Annotated in this window: 17 protein-coding genes; 14 read left to right on the top strand and 3 right to left on the bottom strand. The window is 60.5% G+C overall.

Annotated elements, in window-relative coordinates:
* Positions 1 to 7: 7 nt before the first annotated feature.
* Positions 8 to 2,098, bottom strand: a complete 2,091-nt coding sequence (locus tag ACM62R_RS01620) for a serine/threonine-protein kinase (protein WP_415182323.1) — start codon at positions 2,096 to 2,098, stop codon at positions 8 to 10.
* Between the two features lie 140 nt (positions 2,099 to 2,238).
* On the opposite strand from ACM62R_RS01620, the gene tssH reads away from it, so the two are divergent.
* The 5 genes from tssH to ACM62R_RS01595 all read left to right on the top strand — a co-directional run bounded on the left by tssH (position 2,239) and on the right by ACM62R_RS01595 (position 9,339).
* A complete protein-coding gene (gene tssH, locus ACM62R_RS01615; RefSeq protein WP_415182322.1) occupies positions 2,239 to 4,953 on the top strand; it encodes a type VI secretion system ATPase TssH in 2,715 nt (904 codons plus the stop codon).
* A gap of 6 nt (positions 4,954 to 4,959) precedes the next feature.
* Positions 4,960 to 6,042 carry a DUF2169 family type VI secretion system accessory protein gene (locus ACM62R_RS01610; protein ID WP_415182321.1) on the top strand — a complete coding sequence of 361 codons (1,083 nt, stop codon included), beginning with the start codon at positions 4,960 to 4,962 and terminating at the stop codon, positions 6,040 to 6,042.
* Positions 6,039 to 7,079 carry a 3-oxoacyl-ACP synthase gene (locus tag ACM62R_RS01605; RefSeq protein WP_415182320.1) on the top strand — a complete coding sequence of 347 codons (1,041 nt, stop codon included), beginning with the start codon at positions 6,039 to 6,041 and terminating at the stop codon, positions 7,077 to 7,079. Before ACM62R_RS01610 ends, ACM62R_RS01605 begins: the two co-directional genes overlap by 4 nt.
* The gene (locus tag ACM62R_RS01600) at positions 7,076 to 8,347 is read left to right on the top strand and encodes a PAAR-like domain-containing protein (protein WP_415182319.1); all 1,272 of its coding nucleotides are present in this window, start codon (positions 7,076 to 7,078) and stop codon (positions 8,345 to 8,347) included. Before ACM62R_RS01605 ends, ACM62R_RS01600 begins: the two co-directional genes overlap by 4 nt.
* An 89-nt stretch (positions 8,348 to 8,436) precedes the next feature.
* Positions 8,437 to 9,339: a hypothetical protein gene (locus tag ACM62R_RS01595; RefSeq protein ID WP_415182318.1), complete on the top strand. Its 903-nt coding sequence runs from the start codon at positions 8,437 to 8,439 to the stop codon at positions 9,337 to 9,339.
* Positions 9,340 to 9,345: 6 nt separating this feature from the next.
* Here ACM62R_RS01595 and ACM62R_RS01590 read toward each other — a convergent pair whose 3' ends face one another.
* Positions 9,346 to 9,693: a hypothetical protein gene (locus ACM62R_RS01590; protein ID WP_415182317.1), complete on the bottom strand. Its 348-nt coding sequence runs from the start codon at positions 9,691 to 9,693 to the stop codon at positions 9,346 to 9,348.
* Positions 9,693 to 10,112, bottom strand: a complete 420-nt coding sequence (locus ACM62R_RS01585) for a DUF6484 domain-containing protein (protein ID WP_415182316.1) — start codon at positions 10,110 to 10,112, stop codon at positions 9,693 to 9,695. Before ACM62R_RS01585 ends, ACM62R_RS01590 begins: the two co-directional genes overlap by 1 nt.
* Positions 10,113 to 10,344: 232 nt before the next feature.
* On the opposite strand from ACM62R_RS01585, the gene tssA reads away from it, so the two are divergent.
* The 9 genes from tssA to tssJ are packed head-to-tail and all read left to right on the top strand — an operon-like array spanning position 10,345 to position 19,586.
* The gene (gene tssA, locus ACM62R_RS01580) at positions 10,345 to 11,475 is read left to right on the top strand and encodes a type VI secretion system protein TssA (RefSeq protein WP_415182315.1); all 1,131 of its coding nucleotides are present in this window, start codon (positions 10,345 to 10,347) and stop codon (positions 11,473 to 11,475) included.
* A gap of 53 nt (positions 11,476 to 11,528) precedes the next feature.
* Positions 11,529 to 12,065 carry a type VI secretion system contractile sheath small subunit gene (tssB, locus tag ACM62R_RS01575; protein ID WP_415182314.1) on the top strand — a complete coding sequence of 179 codons (537 nt, stop codon included), beginning with the start codon at positions 11,529 to 11,531 and terminating at the stop codon, positions 12,063 to 12,065.
* A gap of 2 nt (positions 12,066 to 12,067) precedes the next feature.
* Positions 12,068 to 13,573, top strand: coding sequence for a type VI secretion system contractile sheath large subunit (gene tssC, locus ACM62R_RS01570; protein ID WP_415182313.1), 1,506 nt, complete (start codon positions 12,068 to 12,070; stop codon positions 13,571 to 13,573).
* Positions 13,574 to 13,603: 30 nt separating this feature from the next.
* Positions 13,604 to 14,092, top strand: coding sequence for an Hcp family type VI secretion system effector (locus tag ACM62R_RS01565; RefSeq protein WP_415182312.1), 489 nt, complete (start codon positions 13,604 to 13,606; stop codon positions 14,090 to 14,092).
* A gap of 21 nt (positions 14,093 to 14,113) precedes the next feature.
* On the top strand, positions 14,114 to 14,836 hold the full coding sequence (tssE, locus tag ACM62R_RS01560; protein WP_415182311.1) for a type VI secretion system baseplate subunit TssE: 723 nt from the start codon (positions 14,114 to 14,116) through the stop codon (positions 14,834 to 14,836).
* A complete protein-coding gene (tssF, locus tag ACM62R_RS01555) occupies positions 14,836 to 16,713 on the top strand; it encodes a type VI secretion system baseplate subunit TssF (protein ID WP_415182310.1) in 1,878 nt (625 codons plus the stop codon). Before tssE ends, tssF begins: the two co-directional genes overlap by 1 nt.
* Complete coding sequence (tssG, locus tag ACM62R_RS01550; protein ID WP_415182309.1) at positions 16,677 to 17,735, top strand: type VI secretion system baseplate subunit TssG; 1,059 nt, start codon at positions 16,677 to 16,679, stop codon at positions 17,733 to 17,735. The genes tssF and tssG overlap by 37 nt, the downstream gene beginning before the upstream one ends.
* Positions 17,732 to 19,120, top strand: a complete 1,389-nt coding sequence (tagH, locus tag ACM62R_RS01545; protein WP_415182308.1) for a type VI secretion system-associated FHA domain protein TagH — start codon at positions 17,732 to 17,734, stop codon at positions 19,118 to 19,120. The genes tssG and tagH overlap by 4 nt, the downstream gene beginning before the upstream one ends.
* Position 19,121: 1 nt before the next feature.
* A complete protein-coding gene (gene tssJ / locus ACM62R_RS01540; RefSeq protein ID WP_415182307.1) occupies positions 19,122 to 19,586 on the top strand; it encodes a type VI secretion system lipoprotein TssJ in 465 nt (154 codons plus the stop codon).
* Positions 19,587 to 19,642 lie beyond the last annotated feature (56 nt).

Below are 19,642 nucleotides of genomic sequence, written 5' to 3'. Positions count from 1 at the left end.
GCGGGCGCTAGGGCCGTGCGTCAATGATCCTTGAGGCGACCCCGATAATATCTGTTTCACGGCCCGATAGGGTCGCTTTCAGCGCCTCGGCCAGTGATTTGACGCTTTCATCACGGGGGCGGCGCATATCAAAAAGCGGGGTTTTCGACAGGATCGCGACGATTTCGGATTTACCGTAATTTTCAGCGTCAATTTCAATTGCGAGGCGCGTCGGATCCTCTTGCAAGGCTTTGATCGGCCACAGCACCCGCACCCGGCGCACGCCGTTTTCAACGACCCCCAACGTGTCGACCATATGCGCGGTATGGTTGATGTTGGGCAGGATGTTGAAAACCTTGCCCGTATTGTCAACCACCAGAACCCAAAGCGACGCGCCCGTAACCGAGGCGGGTAGCTGCACATCGACAATGGGATTTTCGCCGGTGTTATAGACCCCGCTCAGCACCGCCTCGCCGGTGGCGCCTCGCCCAAGCCAGATCGAGATGGCCCCCCCTGCCGTGGTTGGCATCACCGCGCGGATTGCGCAAAGATCAGCGTTCAACACGGTGGTCTCGACCCGCAGGGCGCGCTCTCCGATCATCGGGGTCAGCGCCAGTTTCAGCGCCTCTACATCCGCCGCTTCTGCCAGGTCGCCGGTCACGGTGACCGGGTCAAACATCGCGTAGGCATCGTTTTCGGCCCCCAGTAGCGTCAGCTTGCCACAGGTCGCGCGGGCGGCCAGGATCGGCGCCAAGGTGCCGGTGCCAAGAGTTTCGGGGCCGGCCAGGATCGTGCCTTGCAGGTCCATGCCGCTGCGCGCGGTCCAGTCGTGCATGGCCACGCCAAGCGCGTCACGCGTTGGCGCATCCGGCGCCAGCCCTGCAACCGTAACATCGGTGTCTGCGATATCAAGCTGCCATTCCGCCAGGGGCGCAAGCAGGGTCATCAGCTCGGCCACCTGTTCGGGCCATGCCGGATCGGGGACCCCGGTTGCCAGGTGCAACGCCTCTGGTGGCGGTTGCTTGCCGGTGCTGCCGGTATAGGCGGCCAGCAATAGCGCGGCACTGTCCGCATCGGGGGCGTGGCCGGCCAGGGTGCTGCCTTCAACGCCATCGGCGGCATTAAGCGTATATGGCGCCGCGAGCGGCAAGCCAGGGGGAAACAGTGTCTCAAGCGCGCCGGAAAAATAAACCCCACCCGCAAGAGCCCCCAGCACCAAGAGCCCCAGCACCGGCTTGCCAAGGCGAAATTTCGGCCTTTCTGCCGGGCCTTTGTGCCGGTGCGTGTCGGGCTTTAGCCACTGGTCCAGCCGGTCCTTTGCGGCCTGGGCGCTGGCGGGGCGATCATCGGGGTTGGGGGCGCTCAGCAGTGAAATCAGATTGCTGAGCGGCGGGTGGATGCCAGAAACATCCAGCGGATTTTTCTTGAACCGCACCACGTCGCCGGGGTTGTGGCCCACATCGGGTACAGCGCGGCGCGCCACCGCCAAAAGCGAGGCCCCGAGCGCATAAAGATCGGTGCGAAAATCCGCATGGCCATCCAGCTGTTCGGGGGCGGCATATTCATATTTCCCGGCGAAACTCTTGCCGACAATGGTGCGTGCGCCGGCGGCGGTATCCTTGGCGATGCCGAAATCTATAATCGTTGCCTTTTCGGCCTCGCCTCCGCGCAGAATGATATTGTCGGGCGACAGGTCACGGTGAACGATGCCCTGGGCGTGGGTCGCCACCAGCCCCGCCAGTATGCGGTGCGCGATGATCAACAGTTCGCGGTCGCCGAGCTGGCGTTCAAACATCAGATCGCTTAGCGGCGGGCCTTCTACATAGTCCATCACCAAAAAGACATGGCCCCCATCGGTGCGCGAACATTCGGAGTAGCGCACCACCGCGTCATGCATGATGTTGCGCATCTGCTCTTCACGCTTCATCAGTTCCAGATAATCGGCATTGCCTGAAAACCGTGCGTTCAGCGCCTTGATCGCTGAAAGCCGCTCGGTGATCTGGTTGACGGCAAGGTAAACCTCGCCGGTGCCACCACGGCCCAGGATACCCTTGATCTCGTAGGTGTTGTTAAGCACCTGCCCGGTTTGAAAAATGTCCGAGGGCATGGGATCTTTCATGAAACGATCCTCTCTTGGTGAGATTTGTTCAAAACTGTCGATTCAAACCGAATTTCAGTCTACCATAGCGTATGAGTCTGGTTCGCCCAAATTTCGACTATTGCTTTGATACATCAGATTGCACGAAAGGACGCCGCTAGATGGCTGCACGTGGATCCAATGGAACGATCAAACGCAAAGAGCTGGTGGGCAAGCTGAATCCGACCTGCCTCAAGGCTTTTTCCGAGGCGGCGCAATCGGCCAAGCGACGCGGCAACCCCTATGTGGAGCTGGTCCATTTCATCACCACCCTGGCAGATACCGAAGGCGCGGATTTCGCGCTGTTGATGGAAGCGGCCGGCGTGGACCGCCACAAGTTCAACGGTGATATCCTGCGCGCCCTTGATGCGCTGCCCCATGGTGCAGGGTCGGTCGAGGAATTTTCAGACCACATCTTTCGTGCAATCCAGGAGGCGTGGAATTACGGCACCTTTGAATTTGGCGATGATACGGTGCGTTCGGCCTATGTGCTTTTGGCGGCGCTTGATGTGCCGGTGTTGGAGGGGTTGCTGTTCAAGATCAGTCTGGAGTTTGACAAGTTTGACGCCGCCGTAATGGCCGCCGATCTGAACAATCTTCTGGCCGATTCAATCGAACGTGGCGCTGCAAGCGATACCCCCGAACCGGGTACGAAAAAGGTACCGGGCGGCAAATCGGCGCTGGCACTATATGCCACCAACCTGACCGAGCGCGCACGCGCGGGCAAGATGGACCCGGTGATGGGGCGCGATCCCGAGATCCGCCAGATCATCGACATCCTGATGCGGCGCAAGCAAAACAACCCGATCCTGACCGGCGAGGCGGGCGTGGGCAAGACGGCGGTGGTGGAGGGTTTTGCGCAGCGGCTGGCCAAAGGCGATGTGCCGCCGCAACTGCGCAATGTGGATTTGCAGATGCTTGACATTGGCCTGATGCAGGCCGGGGCGAGCGTGAAGGGAGAGTTTGAAAAACGCCTGAAAGCGGTGATCGAAGAGGTGCAATCCAGCGACCGGCCCATCATCCTGTTCATTGACGAGGCCCATACGCTGATCGGGGCGGGGGGCTCTGCCGGAACGGGCGACGCGGCAAACCTGCTGAAACCGGCACTGGCACGCGGAGAGTTGCGCACCGTTGCCGCAACCACCTGGGCCGAATACAAGCAACATATTGAGCCCGACCCGGCCCTTACGCGGCGATTTCAGGTGGTCAAGGTCGAAGAACCCGACGAGGCCAAGGCGATGCTGATGTGCCGCGGCATTGCCGGGGTGCTGGAAAAACATCACCGCGTTGAACTGCTGGATGAGGCGATCGAGGCGGCGGTCAAGCTGTCGCACCGCTATATCCCCAGCCGCCAATTGCCCGACAAGGCGATCAGCCTTCTGGATACCGCCTGCGCCCGTGTCGCGGTCAGTCAGCACGCCACCCCGGCAGAGGTCGAGGATGCGCGCCGCCGTCTTGACGCGCTGGAGATAGAACAAGGCATCATCGGGCGTGAAGAGGCCATCGGCATCGACGTTGCCACGCGAAAGGCGGCGGTTGAGGCTGCCTTGGCCGACGCGGTTGCCGTATTTGACGCGGCCAACCTGCGTTGGGACGCTGAAAAGGCGATTGTCGCTGAAATCCTTGATCTGCGGGCACAACTGCGGGGGCTGGGCGCTGCGGTGGATGAGACCGGCGATCTGGGCGATGCGGATGACGCGACCAACGATCCTGACGATCCGGACGCGCCAGAGGCCGCGCCATTTGATCGCGCGGGCGCTCTTGCCACGTTGAAAGAGCGTATGGCCACGCTTTCGGCTGCGCAGGGTGAAACGCCGCTTATCCTGCCATCGGTGGACCGGCTGGCCGTGGGGTCAGTGGTGCAGGACTGGACCGGCATTCCACTGGGCCGGATGCTGACCAGCCAGACCGAACGCGCGTTGACACTGGCGGCCATGCTGGGCGAACGGGTGGTCGGGCAGGATCACGCCATGGAAATGATTGCCAACCGCATTCAGACCTCTGCCGCCGGGCTGAAATCGCCCGAAAAGCCGGTTGGGGTGTTCATGCTGTGTGGCCCCTCGGGCGTGGGCAAGACCGAAACCGCACTGGCCTTGGCCGAACTGATGTATGGTGGCGAAAACAATCTTATTTCCATCAACATGAGCGAATTTCAGGAGGCACACACCGTATCGACCCTGAAAGGCGCGCCACCGGGCTATGTCGGCTATGGCAAGGGCGGTATCCTGACCGAGGCGGTGCGGCGCCGGCCCTATTCGGTGATTTTGCTGGATGAGGTCGAAAAGGCCCACCCCGATGTGCACGAGATCTTTTTTCAGGTGTTCGACAAGGGGATGATGGACGATAGCGAAGGCCGACGGATAGATTTCAAAAATACGCTGATCTTGTTGACCACCAATGTCGGGTCCGAGGAAATCATGGCGATGACGGCAGACGGCCGGCAACGCGCAGATGCCGATGAACTGGGGGTGGCACTGCGTGCGCCGTTGCTTAGGGTGTTTCCCGCTGCGCTTTTGGGGCGGGTCGTGGCGATCCCGTATTTTCCGCTGTCTGATACGATGATCGAGGCGATTGCCACCCAAAAACTGCGCAGTCTGGCCCGGCGTCTGGGCGAAGGCTACGGTGCCGAGCTGGTTATCGGTGACGGTGCGATGCAGGTAATCAAGGACCGCTGCACCGAAATCGAAAGCGGTGGGCGGATGATCGACGCGATCCTGACCAATACCCTGATGCCGGAACTTAGCCGCCGCATCCTCAACTATCGGCTTGAGGGGCGCGAATTGAACAAGGTGACAGTGACGGGCGGCGCTGAGGGCTTTGGCTATAACTTCGAGTGAGGTGGCATGAAGGTTTTCAACCGCCCCGGATATCTGCACCAGCACACCATGGGTATGGATGTGGCCGGGCGCGAACATTTCGTCCTGGTTATCAAGGGCAGTTTTGATTTTCCTGTGCTTAGCGGCGCGGTGCCAACCCCGGCGGCGTTACAGCTGCCGCTGATCACCGCTGATGAGCCGACGGGCGAGCCGGGGTTTTCCGCGACCCGCTGGGAAACCGATTTCGCCTTTCGCAAGCCAAGATGTGATATCGTGGTGCAGGGTGCCGCCTACGCCCCCAAGGGCCGCAAGGCCGCGCGCGTGCAGGTTGGTCTGCGCGTGGGGGGCTGGCAGAAAAGTTTCCACGTTGTCGGTCATCGCGAGTGGCGCGTGATCGGCCCTTCGGTACGCGCAACCGAGCCCTACCCCTTTACCCGCGCTGAATTTGGCTATGACACTGCGTTTGGCGGTGTTGACCGGCTTGCCCCCGAAGACCCCAAACCGCCCGCCTACATGGCCAACCCCCACGGCCGCGGCTTTGCCACGTTTCGCAATCAGGCCAGACTGTCGGGCCAACCCTTGCCCCTGACCGAGGAAGTCGGCGTGCCGGTAACCTCGCCCTATGAGGAATATCGCCCGATGGCGCTGGGGCCCATCTGGCGCGGTCGGGCAGATCGGTTGCGCTTTGGCGGCACCTTTGATCAGCACTGGCAAGACAATGTGTTTCCTTTCCTGCCGCGCGATTTTGACGAACGCTATTACCAGCAGGTCGGTGAGGATCAGCAGATCGCCAAGCCGCAGCGCGCGCAAGACATCGTATTGCTGAACCTGACCCCTTCGGGGCGCGAGGCCTTTCGCCTGCCCGATCCCGCGCTGCCGGTGCGGATATTTCGCGGATGGGAAACCGCGTTTGACGGCATGCTTTACCCCGACACGCTGATTTTTGACACCGAAGCGCGCAAGCTGTCGATGCTGTGGCGGGTAGATGTGCCGATGAGGCGCATCATCACCGAATTTACCGAAACCTGGATTGGCCTGCCGCGTAAGGGGTTGGTGCGCGCCAAGGCGCAAGGCAAGCGCTATCTGTCGCTGGCGAGGATTGATAGATGAGCAGGTGCGTCAATATCATCGGGTCCGGCATGGTAACCGCGGTGGGGCTGAACGCGCTGGCGACAACAGCCGCGATGCGCGCCGGGATTGACGGGTTTCAAGAGACGCAATTCATAACGCCGGGCGGCGCTTGGCTGATTGGTGCGCCGGTTCCCTTGCCGCGTGACTGGGTGGGCGAAAAGCGGCTGGCGCATCTGGCGGCGGGCGCGGTTGTCGATGCGCTGGACGGGCAGGGGGTGGCACCGGAGGGTCTGCACATCGTGCTGTGTCTGGCCGAGCCGTCGCGGCCCGGCCGTCCGGTGCGCAATGTTGAACGCTTTGGCCAACGGGTCTTGGAATACGCTGGCCTGCCAGCCCGCACCCGGCTGCATGTGGTCAGCCACGGCCGCCCCTCTGGGCTGGTGGCGCTGGAAAGGGTTCGACGGATGTTTCAGCGTGATGAGGCGCCCCATGCGTTGATAGTGGGGGCCGATAACCTGCTGAGCGGGCCGACGATCGCGCATTATCTGCGTGAACAAAGGCTGCTGACCGCCGATGTGGCCAACGGCTTTATCCCCGGCGAGGCGGCCGCGGCAATCCTGTGCAGTGCGGGTAGGCCGCAGCATTTTGCGCTGACGGGGTTGGCCCTCGCCCGCGAAGAGGCGTTTCTTTATAACCCCAAGGACAGGCCCCTGCGCGCCGACGGTATGACCCAGGCCTACCGCGACGCCATGACGGCTGCGGGGCTGGATGATTTCGGTCAGGTTGATCTTCGTATCAGCGATCTGACCGGCGAGGCGTATTTTTTCAAGCAAAGCGCGCTCGCGATGCAGCGCACCATGCGCCTGCACCGCGCCCCGCAGGCCATCTGGACGCCGACGGATTGTATCGGCAACGTCGGCGCTGCGATTGTGCCGCTGATGGTAGGTTGGGGGCTGACGGCGTTTGAACGCGGCTATCTTGCGGGTGAGGTGGCATTGATCGAGGCCAGCGGCGATGACGGTGCCTGTGGCGCGGCAATCTTGCAGGCCGCTGCGCGCGCAAGGGTGGCGGCATGACTGTTTTCGCGAACAAGCTGGAAGTCTCGTGCCAGGCGCAGGCCAACAAGATCCTCGCAGCTTTTCCCGATGTCTGCATGACCCCGCCCGAGGCCCCGCCAACCCCGCCCGGCGTGCCGATCCCCTATCCAAATTTCGGCATGGACAGCGACACCGACAAAGGCACCGGCACGGTCAAGATCGGCGGCAAGACGGTTAACCAGAAGAACATATCCTACTTCACCAAAACCACCGGCGACGAGGCGGGTGCGGCGGCCAAGAAGGGCGTGATCAGTTCCAAGAACACCGGCAAAAGCTATAGCCAGGCGTTTTCGATGAACGTGAAGGCCGAGGGTGAAAACCTGACGCGCTTCTCGGACATCTCGACCAACAACCATGGCTCGCCGCCGAATGTCGTGCCATGGCCCAAGATCGGAGCGCCGCATATGCCCGGCGGTGTAGACCCCTGCGAAGGCGACAAGAAAGACGCCGATGAGGCGTGCGGCGATCAGGCCGGCATCGACGCGGCCTGCAAGAAGGCAGCGCTGGACCTGAAAGTCGGGGAACGCGGCAACATAATGGGAACCAGGGATGGCTATAACACGACAATCCCGGTCATGGGATCGAGTTTTCGGGACAATGCGGACCTCATTGAAATGGCGGATACGGCGCAGTTGGATCCATGCCTTGCTGCGCTGGCCTGCGTCTTGCCGAAGAAGGGCAGCGAGAACCAATGCCCTTGCCCGGGCCAGACCGGGCACCACATGGTGCCGGCTTCGGCATTTTATAACAATGGCCGGGGTGAGGGAACAATTGAGCCCGGCGACTTTCCCATAGACATCTGTCCATCACCCAACCCTGTGCCGTCAGATTACAAGGCCCCTCCCGGTTACAAGGCGACCAGCGCACCTTGTGTCTGCGCGGAAGGGTGTTCCAACACAACTGGCTCGCATGGCATGATGCACACAGAGATGAGTGCATTTATTTCCGAGAACGCAGCAGAGGGTGTCGAAATACCCATTATGGGATCTACGCCTGGCAAGCAGGAATTGCCGAGCCTTACCTACGAGGAAATGCGCGACGAAGCTATCAGGTCTCATGCAGTGATCTTTCCCTGCTCAAACTGCAGTGAAGCCTGCCTGAAAGCCCAACTGGACTCTTATCACTGTGATCAATTGGGCATGAAGCCCGACCAACCCCTCAGGGCGGATAAATGCGGCAAAGGGTCTGCTGAGGAGGGACCTGCCAGAGTGTATGCGTCACTGCGGTCCAGTTGGCTAAGTGGTTAGGTTGGCTGAAACGTTTCGACATGCGGTCGAATGGCGACGATGTGTCGAAACGCGTAACATCGGCTTTGGCATGTTTTTGGAGGTGAAGAATGAAGCCGATCCTTGAGAACACTTCTTTGACACGAGCCACGGTGCACAGCGACGATGAGGCCTTTTTCGCCTTGGTCGTAGATGAATTTGCCCATGATTTTGAGAACCCGCATGCAGTGCTCTACTCAATGTCCCCATCTACCGCATCTGAACTCGGCTATTTTGATTTTGCGGTCTCCGACCTTACCTATGCCAATGGGGGCAAGACACGCGTGGCAGTGGGCCACTATGCAGAAGCGATCATTATTGAGGGCACCACCACAACACTTGAGACGATCAACCCGAACGAATGGCCGATCCGGGGCGTTTCAGAGGCCGGGCGCGATATCGTGGCGTGTGGCGCTAACTTGCGGGTTTACCGGCGCCTGGGTCCGGACAATTGGGAAGAGTTCGGTCCGGGCGACAATATGAGCGATGAATTCCAGAACAACCATCTGGAATCTATTGGCGGGTATTCCGAAAGCGAAATATACGCCACCGGCCGTGACGGTATGATCTGGTGGTATGACGGCGCGCACTGGACCGGGGTTCAATGCGCGACGAACCTGGCCTTTCTCAGTGTGGTTTGTGCCGAAGACGGATATGTTTATGTAGGTGGTATAAATGGGATCATGGCCAAGGGCCGACGTGACGAATTTGTCGTCTATACGCCGCCTGCCCCGCTAAGAGACATCTGGGCGCTCCAGGATTTTCGTGGTGCGATATATTGCGCCATGACACGTGCTTTGTTGACATGGACGCCCGACGAAGGGTTTGTGCCGGTGCCAGAAGCGATGCTGCTTGCCAAGACGTTTTACAACCTTGGCAAAGGAAAAGAGGTACTCTGGAGCCTTGGAGAGAAGGATGTGCTCCGGTTCGATGGTGCAGCTTGGACAAGAATCGACCGGATTAATGTCGAATGACTATCGTTAATCTCGCAGGGGCGATTTTGCCGCCAGATAAGTCCGCACTCCGTCCAGATCGAGATCCGCGATTAGCAGCCCGCGCGCCTCGGGTTGCAACATGCGCAGCACGAACAATTCGCCGGCTTCGGGGAATTCGGCGTAGCGCGCCTCAGCGATGCTCTGGCCCTCGGCGCCGGCCACGCGCAGCCCGTCTAGATGGGCGTCCAGACGCGCGACGAGTCGGGCCAGCCGCTCTTCGTCCATGTCGGGGTTGTCGTCGGGGTTCAGCAGGGCAAAGTCATAAAGGCGCCACAGATGCGCGGCGGCTTCGGCGTGCTGGCGCACGATATCCTTGAGGATGGGCGCCGCCATCAGTTCAGATTGACCGACCCGCCACGAACGTGGTTCGAGCCGGAGGCGTGGCTAACCAGATGGGTGCCGCGAATGGTGATATGGCCGTCCTTCTCCAGAATTATTGCGGCTTTGCCGACCCGCAGCTCGATCCGCTCATTGGCGGTGATGCGGGTTGTTTTGCCGTCGTGAACCACATGCGGCGGGCTTTGGCGTGCAGGCTCGATGATGCGCCCGACAATAAGTGGCCGCGCAAGCATACCATCCTCAAACAAAAGCGCCACCTCGCAACCGGCATCCTGCGCGCCAAGCGTGCAAAGCGCCCGTGCGGTTACAGCGTGATCAGCCGGGTTGGAGGGAAAGACAACCAGCGGCGCATCGTTGTCAAAGCCCAGAAAAAGCCCGATCACGACACCGTCCACCTGTTTCGTGATTTCCATGATGCTCTCCGAAAGCGATTTCAGATCCATAATGGATTATCCCATGCGCACGACGATTTACCAAGAACCGGTTTACCCCTGCTGTAAAAAAGATCTGCCTTGCAAACGCCCCTCGATGCGGTGTCGGGGCCATTTCAAAATGCGGGAAATCCTTCTGTTCGGTTTTGTTGCCAAAATGGCAATCCCGTGCAACACTTGCAGTTGTACTCGGCTTTTCTAAAGGTCTTGCGGTATGAATTTTGACCGCCTTCTTGCGCCCATAAATGAGCAGGCGCCCTCGGGCGTGGAATTGAGGCATGATCTGCGGTTTCACGATCTGGTGCGCCTGACCGAGCCTGCCATGCGTTCTGCGCGTGTGAATGGCGACGGTTCCTTGAATGACGCGGCGCCGAATGTTGACTGGACCAAGATACTGGACGACGGTCAGGATCTTGCAACCGAAGGGCGCGATTTGCGCCTGCTGGTACTGCTGGTGCGGGCGCATTACAACGTGGAGGGTTTTGAGGCATTGGCGCAGGCGCTGGGGTTTTTGGCGCAGACCGTGACGCAATATTGGGACAGCCTTCACCCCGCATTGCGCGGCCGCGATGACCCAAAAGCTGCGGCATTGCCCCGGCTGAATGCGCTGCGGCAACTGGAAAATGACGATGACGGGCTTTTGGGGGATATGCGCTTTGGCGTCTTGCTTAACCGGCGTGGTATCGGGCCGGTTACGGGCGATGATCTGGCCCATGCCGCGTTAAGCGATTTCGAGATGCTCGTGCAGGCTGCATCGGGGCTGAGCCAGGCGGAAAAAGACGCGCTGATTGCGGCCCATGGAAAGCGGATCAACCGGGTAAAGGCCGCAACCCGAAGCATGGCCGTCGAGGATGCGCCGGGCATGGCGGTGCTGATTGCCGGCATTACGGCCTGCGAAGCGGCATTGGCCAGCCTGAGCGCGGCAGTGGCACAGGCCGCACAGTTTGGCGACCAGCCAGGGCTGGTGATGCCGGATATGACGGTGTTTTTGGCGCAATGTCGCAAGACCCTGGAACAGGCGGCAAGTACCACGACCCAAGATGCCCCAACCGCCGGGGAAGGCCCCGGTGCCCCCGCAATCGGCACCCCCGCGCCGGTGACGGCCGCGCCGACGGCTACGGCGGCATTGGGTGCAATCAGGTCGCGCGGCGATGTCGAAGAGAGCCTCGGGCGGATCATCGAGTTTTATGAGCGCACCGAGCCAAGCAGCCCGATCCCGCATCTTGCGCGGCGGATGCGCCGGATGGTGGCGATGGATTTTCTGGAACTGATGGAAGAGATCGCGCCATCCGGCCTCAAGGAATTTCGCAACATCGCCGGCGTGGAAGAAGCCAGAAAGAAATGACGCCGCACGATCCGCAGCGACCAGTTTCAGAATAATGACCGGAGGTATTCCAAGTGGCAGACAGCAAGCAGAAGGTTATCGAACGCAACCGCGCGCCAAGGGTGCAGATTGCCTATGAAGTGGAACATTACGGCAGCCCCACCACGATCGAGCTGCCTTTCGTAATGGGTGTGATGGCAGATCTGGCCGGCGCGTCAGAAACGCGCGAGGCGAAAAAGCCGATCAACGAACGCGCATTCGTTGAAACCGATGCGGGCAGGTTCAACAAATTCATGGAGGCGCTGGGCCCACGCGTAAAGGCGCGCGTCAAGAATACCTTGCCGGGTACCGATGGCGCGGAGGGCGATGAAGAGCTGTTTGTTGATCTGTCGTTCAATAGCATGAGCGATTTTGCCCCCGACAAGGTGGCCGAACAGGTGCCGCAACTTAACGAACTTCTCAAGATGCGCAAACAGTTGGAAGAGCTGCTCAGCTATATGGACGGCAAGGTGGATGCCGAAAAACGTATCGCCCAGCTATTGACCAACGAGCCGCTGCTGGCGCAGGCTGCCGCGCAGGCAATGGCGGCAACATCCGAGAAGGAGAGCTGAGCATGGCTGAGAAAAAACAAGCAGACGCAGCAGCCGCCGAGGCCGAAGTGCTGGATCTGGGCGAATTCAGCGAACTGCTGGAAAAGGATTTCCGCGTCAAGGACAGCGAAGGCGAAAAGCTGCAAGCGCTGGTATCAAATCTGGCGCTTGCCGCCAAGGATCGCGCGGGCACCGCGACAATTTCGGGCAACGCGATCAAGTCGATCAAATCGCTGATTGCGGGTATTGACGGGATGCTGACCACGCAGATGAATGAAATCCTGCACGCCCCCGAGGTGCGCAAGATGGAGGGCAGCTGGCGCGGCCTGCATTACCTGATCAATAACACCGAGACTGACCAAAAGCTGAAAATCCGCGTGCTCAACATCACCAAGACCGAACTGGCCGACCATCTGGAAGACTATGAAGGCCAGATGTGGGATCAGGCGGTGATGTTCAAGAAAATTTACAGCGACGAATATTCAATGTTCGGTGGCGAGCCGTTCGGCGCGATCATCGGTGACTATGAATTCAGCCACAAGCCCAAGGATGTCAGCCTGCTGCGCAACCTTTCGGGGATTTGTGCCTCGGCGCACGCGCCGTTCATCGCTGCCGCCGCACCGCAGTTATTCCGCATGGAAAGCTGGCAGGAACTGCCCAATCCGCAGGATCTGGCGCAGATCGTCTCAAGCCCCGATTACGCCAGCTGGCAAAGCCTGCGCGAAAGCGAGGATGCGCGTTACATCGGCCTGGCGATGCCGCGGGTGCTGGGCCGTCTGCCCTATGGCGCCGAAACGGTGCCGGTCAAGGGCTTTGCCTTTGAAGAGCAGATCGACGGGCAGCATGACCATTATGTGTGGATGAACGCGGCCTACGCGATGGGCGTCAACATCAACCGCAGCCACAAGATTTCTGGCTGGGGCACACAGATCCGTGGCGTGGAATCGGGGGGCACGGTGATGAACCTGCCGGTACATACCTTCCCGACCGATGACGGCTCGACCGCGATGAAATGCCCGACCGAAATTGCCATCGACGATCGCCGCGAGGCAGAGTTGGCGAAACTGGGCATGATGCCGATCCTGCACCGCAAGAACACGGATGTGGCCGCCTTTATCGGCGCGCACAGCCTGCAAGATGACGAAACGCGCGCAGGCCGTCTGGTTGACCCCGACGCGCAGGCGAACGAGCGGCTTTCTGCGAACCTGCCCTATCTTTTCCCGGTCAGCCGTTTTGCGCATTACCTCAAGGCGATTGCGCGCGACAAGGTCGGCACATTCAAGGAACGTGCCGATATGCAGATCTGGCTAAGCGAATGGATCAATCGCTATGTTCTGGCCAACCCCGCCATGGCTGATGACAAGGCCAAGGCAAAACGCCCTCTTGCTGCTGCTGAGGTTCAGGTCGACAGCGTCGAGGGCCGTCCCGGCTATTACAGCGCACGGTTTTATTTGCGGCCACACTACCAGTTGGAGGGCATTAACGCGTCGTTACGCCTGGTTTCGGAACTGCCTTCCGTCAAAACCTGATTGCAACGCTGAACAGATTGGAGAACTGACATGGCACTGACAGCATATCTGAAAATTGGCGATATTGCCGGAGAATCGCAGCGCGCCGAACACGAAGAAGAAATTGATATCCACAATATCCACTGGAATATCGAACAGGGTTCTGCGGCGCAGATTGGCAAGGGGCGTTCACGCGGGCGCGCCCAGGTCAGCCCGATAAGTTTACGCAAATACAACGATGCCGCGTCGGCCTATCTGGCACAGGCTTGTATGCAGGGTAAATCCTTCAAGGATATGGTCTTGTCCGTCCGCAAGGATTCCGGGGAAGCGCATCTTGATTACCTGATCATCACAATGGAAAATGTAACGATTTCCAAGTTTGAGACACTGGGCGTGGGTGAAGAAGAGGGCCATCAGTTGATCGAGGAAGAGGTCAGCCTCGTGTTCGAAAATGTGAACTATAAATACACCGTCCAGGAAGATGACCACTCGAAGGGTGCTGAACATGAGTTCAGCTTTGACATCGCGGCTGGGGTCTGACCGGCAATCGGGTAACACCTTATGGTCGATCAGGGGGATGTAAACGCAGTCGCCCGGCAAGAAGCCGTTCAGCCATCGCTTTGGGACCGATTGGTGGATGAACTGCCGGGCATGGACGCGGAACATGACGCACTGCTTCGCGATCTGACAAAAGCGCTTGGCAGTGCGGCTGAGGTGCAGGCGTTGATTAGCGGCGGTGCCCGCGCTGTTGAGGAACGCGGCGATCTGGATGAACGGGTCAAACTACTGGCGCATCGGCTGCTACACCTATCGGTGCGCAAGCGCCGGCTAGAGGAAGGCGGCGTTGTCGTTACCGCCGAGGTCCTGCGCGAGGCGGTGCGGCGCGACATTGAAATGCTGTTCAACATCGAACGGCTGGAGGCGCAATTCTTGTTGACCGACCATGAAATCCTGGAACACGAAAGCCCTGCCAGCCAGTTGGCGGCATTTCCGCAGGTTCGCGCCAGCGTCCTGAATTTCGGCGTGCCGTCCTTTTCGGGGCGCACCAGCACGGATTTTGACAAGGACGATCTGGCCCGCGATATAAAGGCGGTTCTGAATACATTCGAGCCGCGCCTGAAACGCGACAGCGTCAAGGTGCGTGTGCGCACCGGTGACAAGATCGGTCTGCGTATTGATATTGAGGCCGTCTTGTTACTGTCGCCAGTGCCTGAACGTCTGCGGCTTTCCACAAACGTCGATCTGGATACCGGGCGCGCCCTGACCACGCTGGAGGACCGGTGATGGATCAGGCTTTTCTGGAATACTACGAAGAAGAACTAAGCCATATCCGCACCATGGCAGAGGAATTCGCCGCCCTGCACCCCAACGTTGCGCGCAATCTTGCGCTTGACGCCATTCCTTGCCCGGATCCCTATGTTGAACGGCTGCTGGAAGGTGTGGCCTACCTTGCTGCGCGCACAAGGCTTAAGATAGACGGTGAGGCCAGCCGCTATGTGCGCACGCTTATTGATACGCTCTATCCCGATCTGGCCGGGCCAGCACCTGCGATGACCATGGCGGCGCTGACGCCGGGGCCACAGGTTCAGCGGATGCTGGACGGGCATCTGATGGCGCGGGGCACGCGGCTGATGTCGGGGCTGCGTGAAGGGCAGCAGACACGCTGCACCTATACCAACGCGCAGGCGGTTCACCTGTGGCCGATCGCGGTGGCGGGTGTTGAATACCTGCAAGACAAGGGCGCATTGGCGCAGGCCGGTATCGGGCCGGGGATCGCGCGCGAGGCGGCGGCGGGCATCAAGATCACCCTCAGGCGTGACGGCGCAGGCCAGCTGGATGAGCTGTCGCTTGACCAGCTTGACCTTTATTTCGGGGCCGGGTCGCGCGGGGGCGCTATTTTTGATGCGGTGTTTGGCTTTGGTGCCGGTGCCGTGGCGCGGCCGACGGAAAAAAAGACGCCCTATCAGGTCATTGGTACCCCCGGCATGATCGGGGTCAGTGACGCAGAGGCCCTGTTGCCGCGGGTCCGCGCGTCTTTCGAGGGCTATCGGTTACTGCGGGAGTATTTCCTGTTGCCGTCGCGGTTTTATTACATGCGTCTTGGCGGGCTTGGCCCGGTGGTGCGCGCAACAGGCGCCAACCGGCTGGAAATCGTGGTTTTACTGCGTGAGGAACGCAGTGATCTTTCAGGGATCAGCCCTAAGGATTTCAGCCTGTTCACCACGCCTGTGGTCAATCTTTTTGAACATGAATGCAATCTGGTAGAACTGCACCGCAATGCCGCCCAGCATATCGTTCACGCCGACCGCACCCGCCCCCGCGACTTTGAGATCTACCGCCTTCTGCGGGTCGAAGATGCCGAAACCGAAGGGCCGCAAGCGCGCGTGACGCCACTGTTTTCCGTCGAGGCCGAAGCCGATAGCGGTTACGTCTATTCAGCCGACCGCCGCCCGCGCCGCCCCGACACAGAAGAGGTTCGCCGCGGTCAAACCCGCTCAAGCTATACCGGGGATGATTTCTACATCTCTGTCGGGCGCCCCAGCTATGCGCGGCCCGCGCGGGCGTTGCGGCGGTTGGATGTGCGCGCCTTGTGTACCAATCGCGATCTGCCGATCCTGGACGATAACCCGCGGCTTACGCTGGATTCAGGTGATCCGGTGCAGTTGGTCACGCTGTTGGGGCCGATGCGCAGGCCACGGGCGTCGTTGCGGGCCGTGCTGCCGTCGGGGGCCTCGGATGAACGCCAGATTGACGATCTTAGCTGGCGCTGGATTTCACAACTCAGCCTCAATCACATCTCACTTGCCGAAGCCGACAGCGGCGCCGAGCCGCTGCGCGCCCTGATCCGGCTTTATGCAGATCGCGGCGACCCGGCACTGCGCCGTCATGGCAACGCCGTTACTGGCCTGCGGTCGCGCGCATTGGTTGAGCGGTTGGCGGTGGCGGGGCCTTTGTGTTTTGGCCATGGCACTGAAATCACGCTTGAAATCAATGATGCGCTGTTGACCGGAACCAGCAGCCTGTTGCTTTCGGCGCTTTTGGCCCAGCTTTTTGCGCGCCACACGGCAATCAATTCCTTTGTGCGAACAAAGGTGCATCTGACCCAGCAACAAACGGAGGTGACATGGCCCATGACGACCGGCACACGCGCCCTGATTTGACAGAAGGGCCAGCCATCGTGACGATGGATTTTTTTGAACTGCTGCGCCGGCTGGAGACGAATGAGCTACGCTTTGGCCGGGCTGGTGGCGCGCAAAAGGAACCTGCGCGCCTGGGTCAGACGGCACGCATGACCTTTGCGGCAAGCGATGTTGCCAGGTTGACAGCCGCCACAGCCACTACAAAGCCGCAGATCGCCGTCAATGTCTTGGGTCTGATCGGACCAGAAGGGCCGATGCCGCTGCATATGACGCGCTGGATCATGGCGCGGTTGTCGAACCGCTGGTTTGCAGGTGACAGTACCGGGGCCACCGCCGACACCTCGTTTCTGGATTTCATCAACCTGTTGCAGCACCGGCTGATTGCGCTTTACTGGCGGGCCTGGGCCGATGCCCGCCCCGAAATCAACATAGCCCACGGCACCGGGGGCCGGGTTAGCGCGACCATGCGCGCGCTGGCGGGGCAGGGGCTGCCGGGCACGACCACCGGCGATATCCGGCTTGACGGTGCAAAGCTGCGCCATGCGACGTCGCTGGTGATGGAGGCGCGCAGCCCCGAGCGTCTTTGTGCGTTTTTGGAAACCGTTCTGGGCGTGCCGGTGCGGCTGGCAGAATTTACCGGCCACTGGATTGATATTCCCCGGCATTTGCAAAGCCGTCTGGGCACGCAGCACGCCGGGTTGGGAAGCGGCGCGGTGATTGGCGCGCGGGTGTTTGACCGGCAAGGCCACGCCGAATTGCAACTTGGCCCGCTGACGCTGAAACAGTTCACGCATTTTCTGGCCGATGCAGACGCCTGGGCCCGGTTACGCCATGCGCTGGTATTTGCCGCAGGCAGGGACATCAACTTTGGCTTGCGGCTGATCCTTGCATCAGGCGAGGTGCCGGCCGCACAGTTGGGCGCTGATTGCCAGCTTGGCCGAACCTCATGGCTTGCGCCTTTGGCGGATGCGGGGGCAGATGATCTCGCGTTTTCGAATGTGGCCGAACCTGTGGCGACCCCGCCAGAAAGGGCCGCCGCATGAACTTGCGCCTTGTCATAGAAGCCGCCCCCGTACCACAGGCCGAAATGGAGCGTGTCTTTTCCGGCGGGCAAATGTCGATCGGGCGCAGCCCTGATGCCGATTGGCAGATTGATGACCCTAAGATGTTTGTATCGCGCCGCCACTGCGTGATCAGCGAAGAAGGCGGTAAGGTGGTGGTAACCGATGCCTCGTCGGGCGGGCTGTTCATCGACAATGCGGCAAACCCCGTGGGGCTGGGCAATGCGCAGGCGATTGAACCTGGGATGCGCCTGCATCTGGGGGATTTCACCTTCCGGGTCGAGGCGGCGTCAGGCGCGCAGCCCACACCAGAACCGGCGCCGCTCAGGGTGGGGGGGGGCGGTTTCTTTCCACCCGAAGACACCCCGCCCGCAGCTACACCCCCGCCCGCGCGCCCTGCTGAATTGCCCGACCCTTTCGGCCTGCGCAGGGATGGCAGCCAAGAGATGCGTCACAAGGAAAAGCCGCGGCCCCCGCGCCCCCTGGATCAGCCTGATCCCTTCGGGTTGGATTTGCGCGAAAGTGCGGTGGAGCGGCCTGAACCTGACGCCGGGCGCGCCGGCGACAGGGTGGGTTCCTTTGGCAACTTTTTTGACGATGCGCCTGCCGCATCGCCGCGCCGCGATGTGCCAGAGCCAACCGCAAAGCCCACAACGACGCCACCGCCCGCCAAGCCCGATATCTTTGGAAACTGGCAGCAATCGGTATCGGAGGTGCCGAACGATGCGCCGGTTGACAGGCCAACTGCCCCGGCCGCCAGCGCCCCGCCGGCTATGCCGCAGCGTTCGGATGAAAACTTGCGCGATGCGCTGCTGCGTGGCATGGGCATCGACCCCGCGCAGATACCTGCGCGCGATGCGGTGGCGGAAATGACCCATCTTGGCCAGTGTATGCGCGATCTGGTCGAGGGGGTGATGCTGTTGCTGCGCACCCGCGCACAGGAAAAGCAAAAGGTCCGCGTGGCCCAAACCATCATTGCCAGCGCCGATGTGAACCCGCTGAAATTCTTGGCAACGCCAGAAGATGCGCTTGGCGCGCTTATCCAGCCGCGCGGGCATGGCTACATGGCACCAGAAGCGGCGATCGAGGGGGCGTTTCGTGACCTGACCGATCATCAGGTGCGCACATGGACTGCGCTACAGGTTGCACTGCGCCGCATGGTGGACAAATTCGACCCCGCAGAAATCGCCAAAGAGATGGAGGATGTCGGTCTCTTGGAATCCTTGGCGGCCGGTGGACGCAGCGCCAAGCTATGGCAGATTTACCAAGACAGATACCGCGATATAGCCGAGACTGCAGAAAAGCAGTTTTTGGGGGATGTCGGGGCAGATTTCCGTGACGCCTATGAAAACAGAAGGAAAGACTGACATGGCATATCTTGCACGTCGTACATTTCTGATCACCGCCGCTATGGGCGCGGGCACGTTCCTGGCGGGCTGTATGGGCGATGCGCCGCCCGCCGTTGTGACCGTCAGCGCACAAGGGGCCGCAGGTATGAACCCCGGCCCCGGGGGCGGGGACCGGCCAGTGACGCTGACCATCTTGCAATTGGCCGGTGCCGGTGCGTTTGACGCCGCTGATTACTATGCCTTGCAAGACCCTGCCACCGCGCTGGGGGGGGATCTGATCCGCGCGGATCAACTGGTATTGGCCCCCGGTGAGAGCCCGAGCAAACAGATCACCATTCAACCCGGCACCAGCATGATTGGCGTGGTTGGCGGTTTCCGCGACCCGGCAAACCGCACCGTGCGCGCAAAGACCATGGCACCGGGCGCGGATTCGGGGCTTATCATCAAGGTCGGCCCAGGCGGCATAGCATTGACCCGCACATGACCTGCAAAGGACGGATATGACGGATAAAAACAAGGTCGTCTGGTCTGAAGGGCTGT

Origin of the sequence: Phaeovulum sp., from assembly GCF_047638075.1 — a bacterium.
Lineage (GTDB): Bacteria > Pseudomonadota > Alphaproteobacteria > Rhodobacterales > Rhodobacteraceae > UBA6197.
This window is presented reverse-complemented; position numbering and strand designations above follow the sequence as displayed.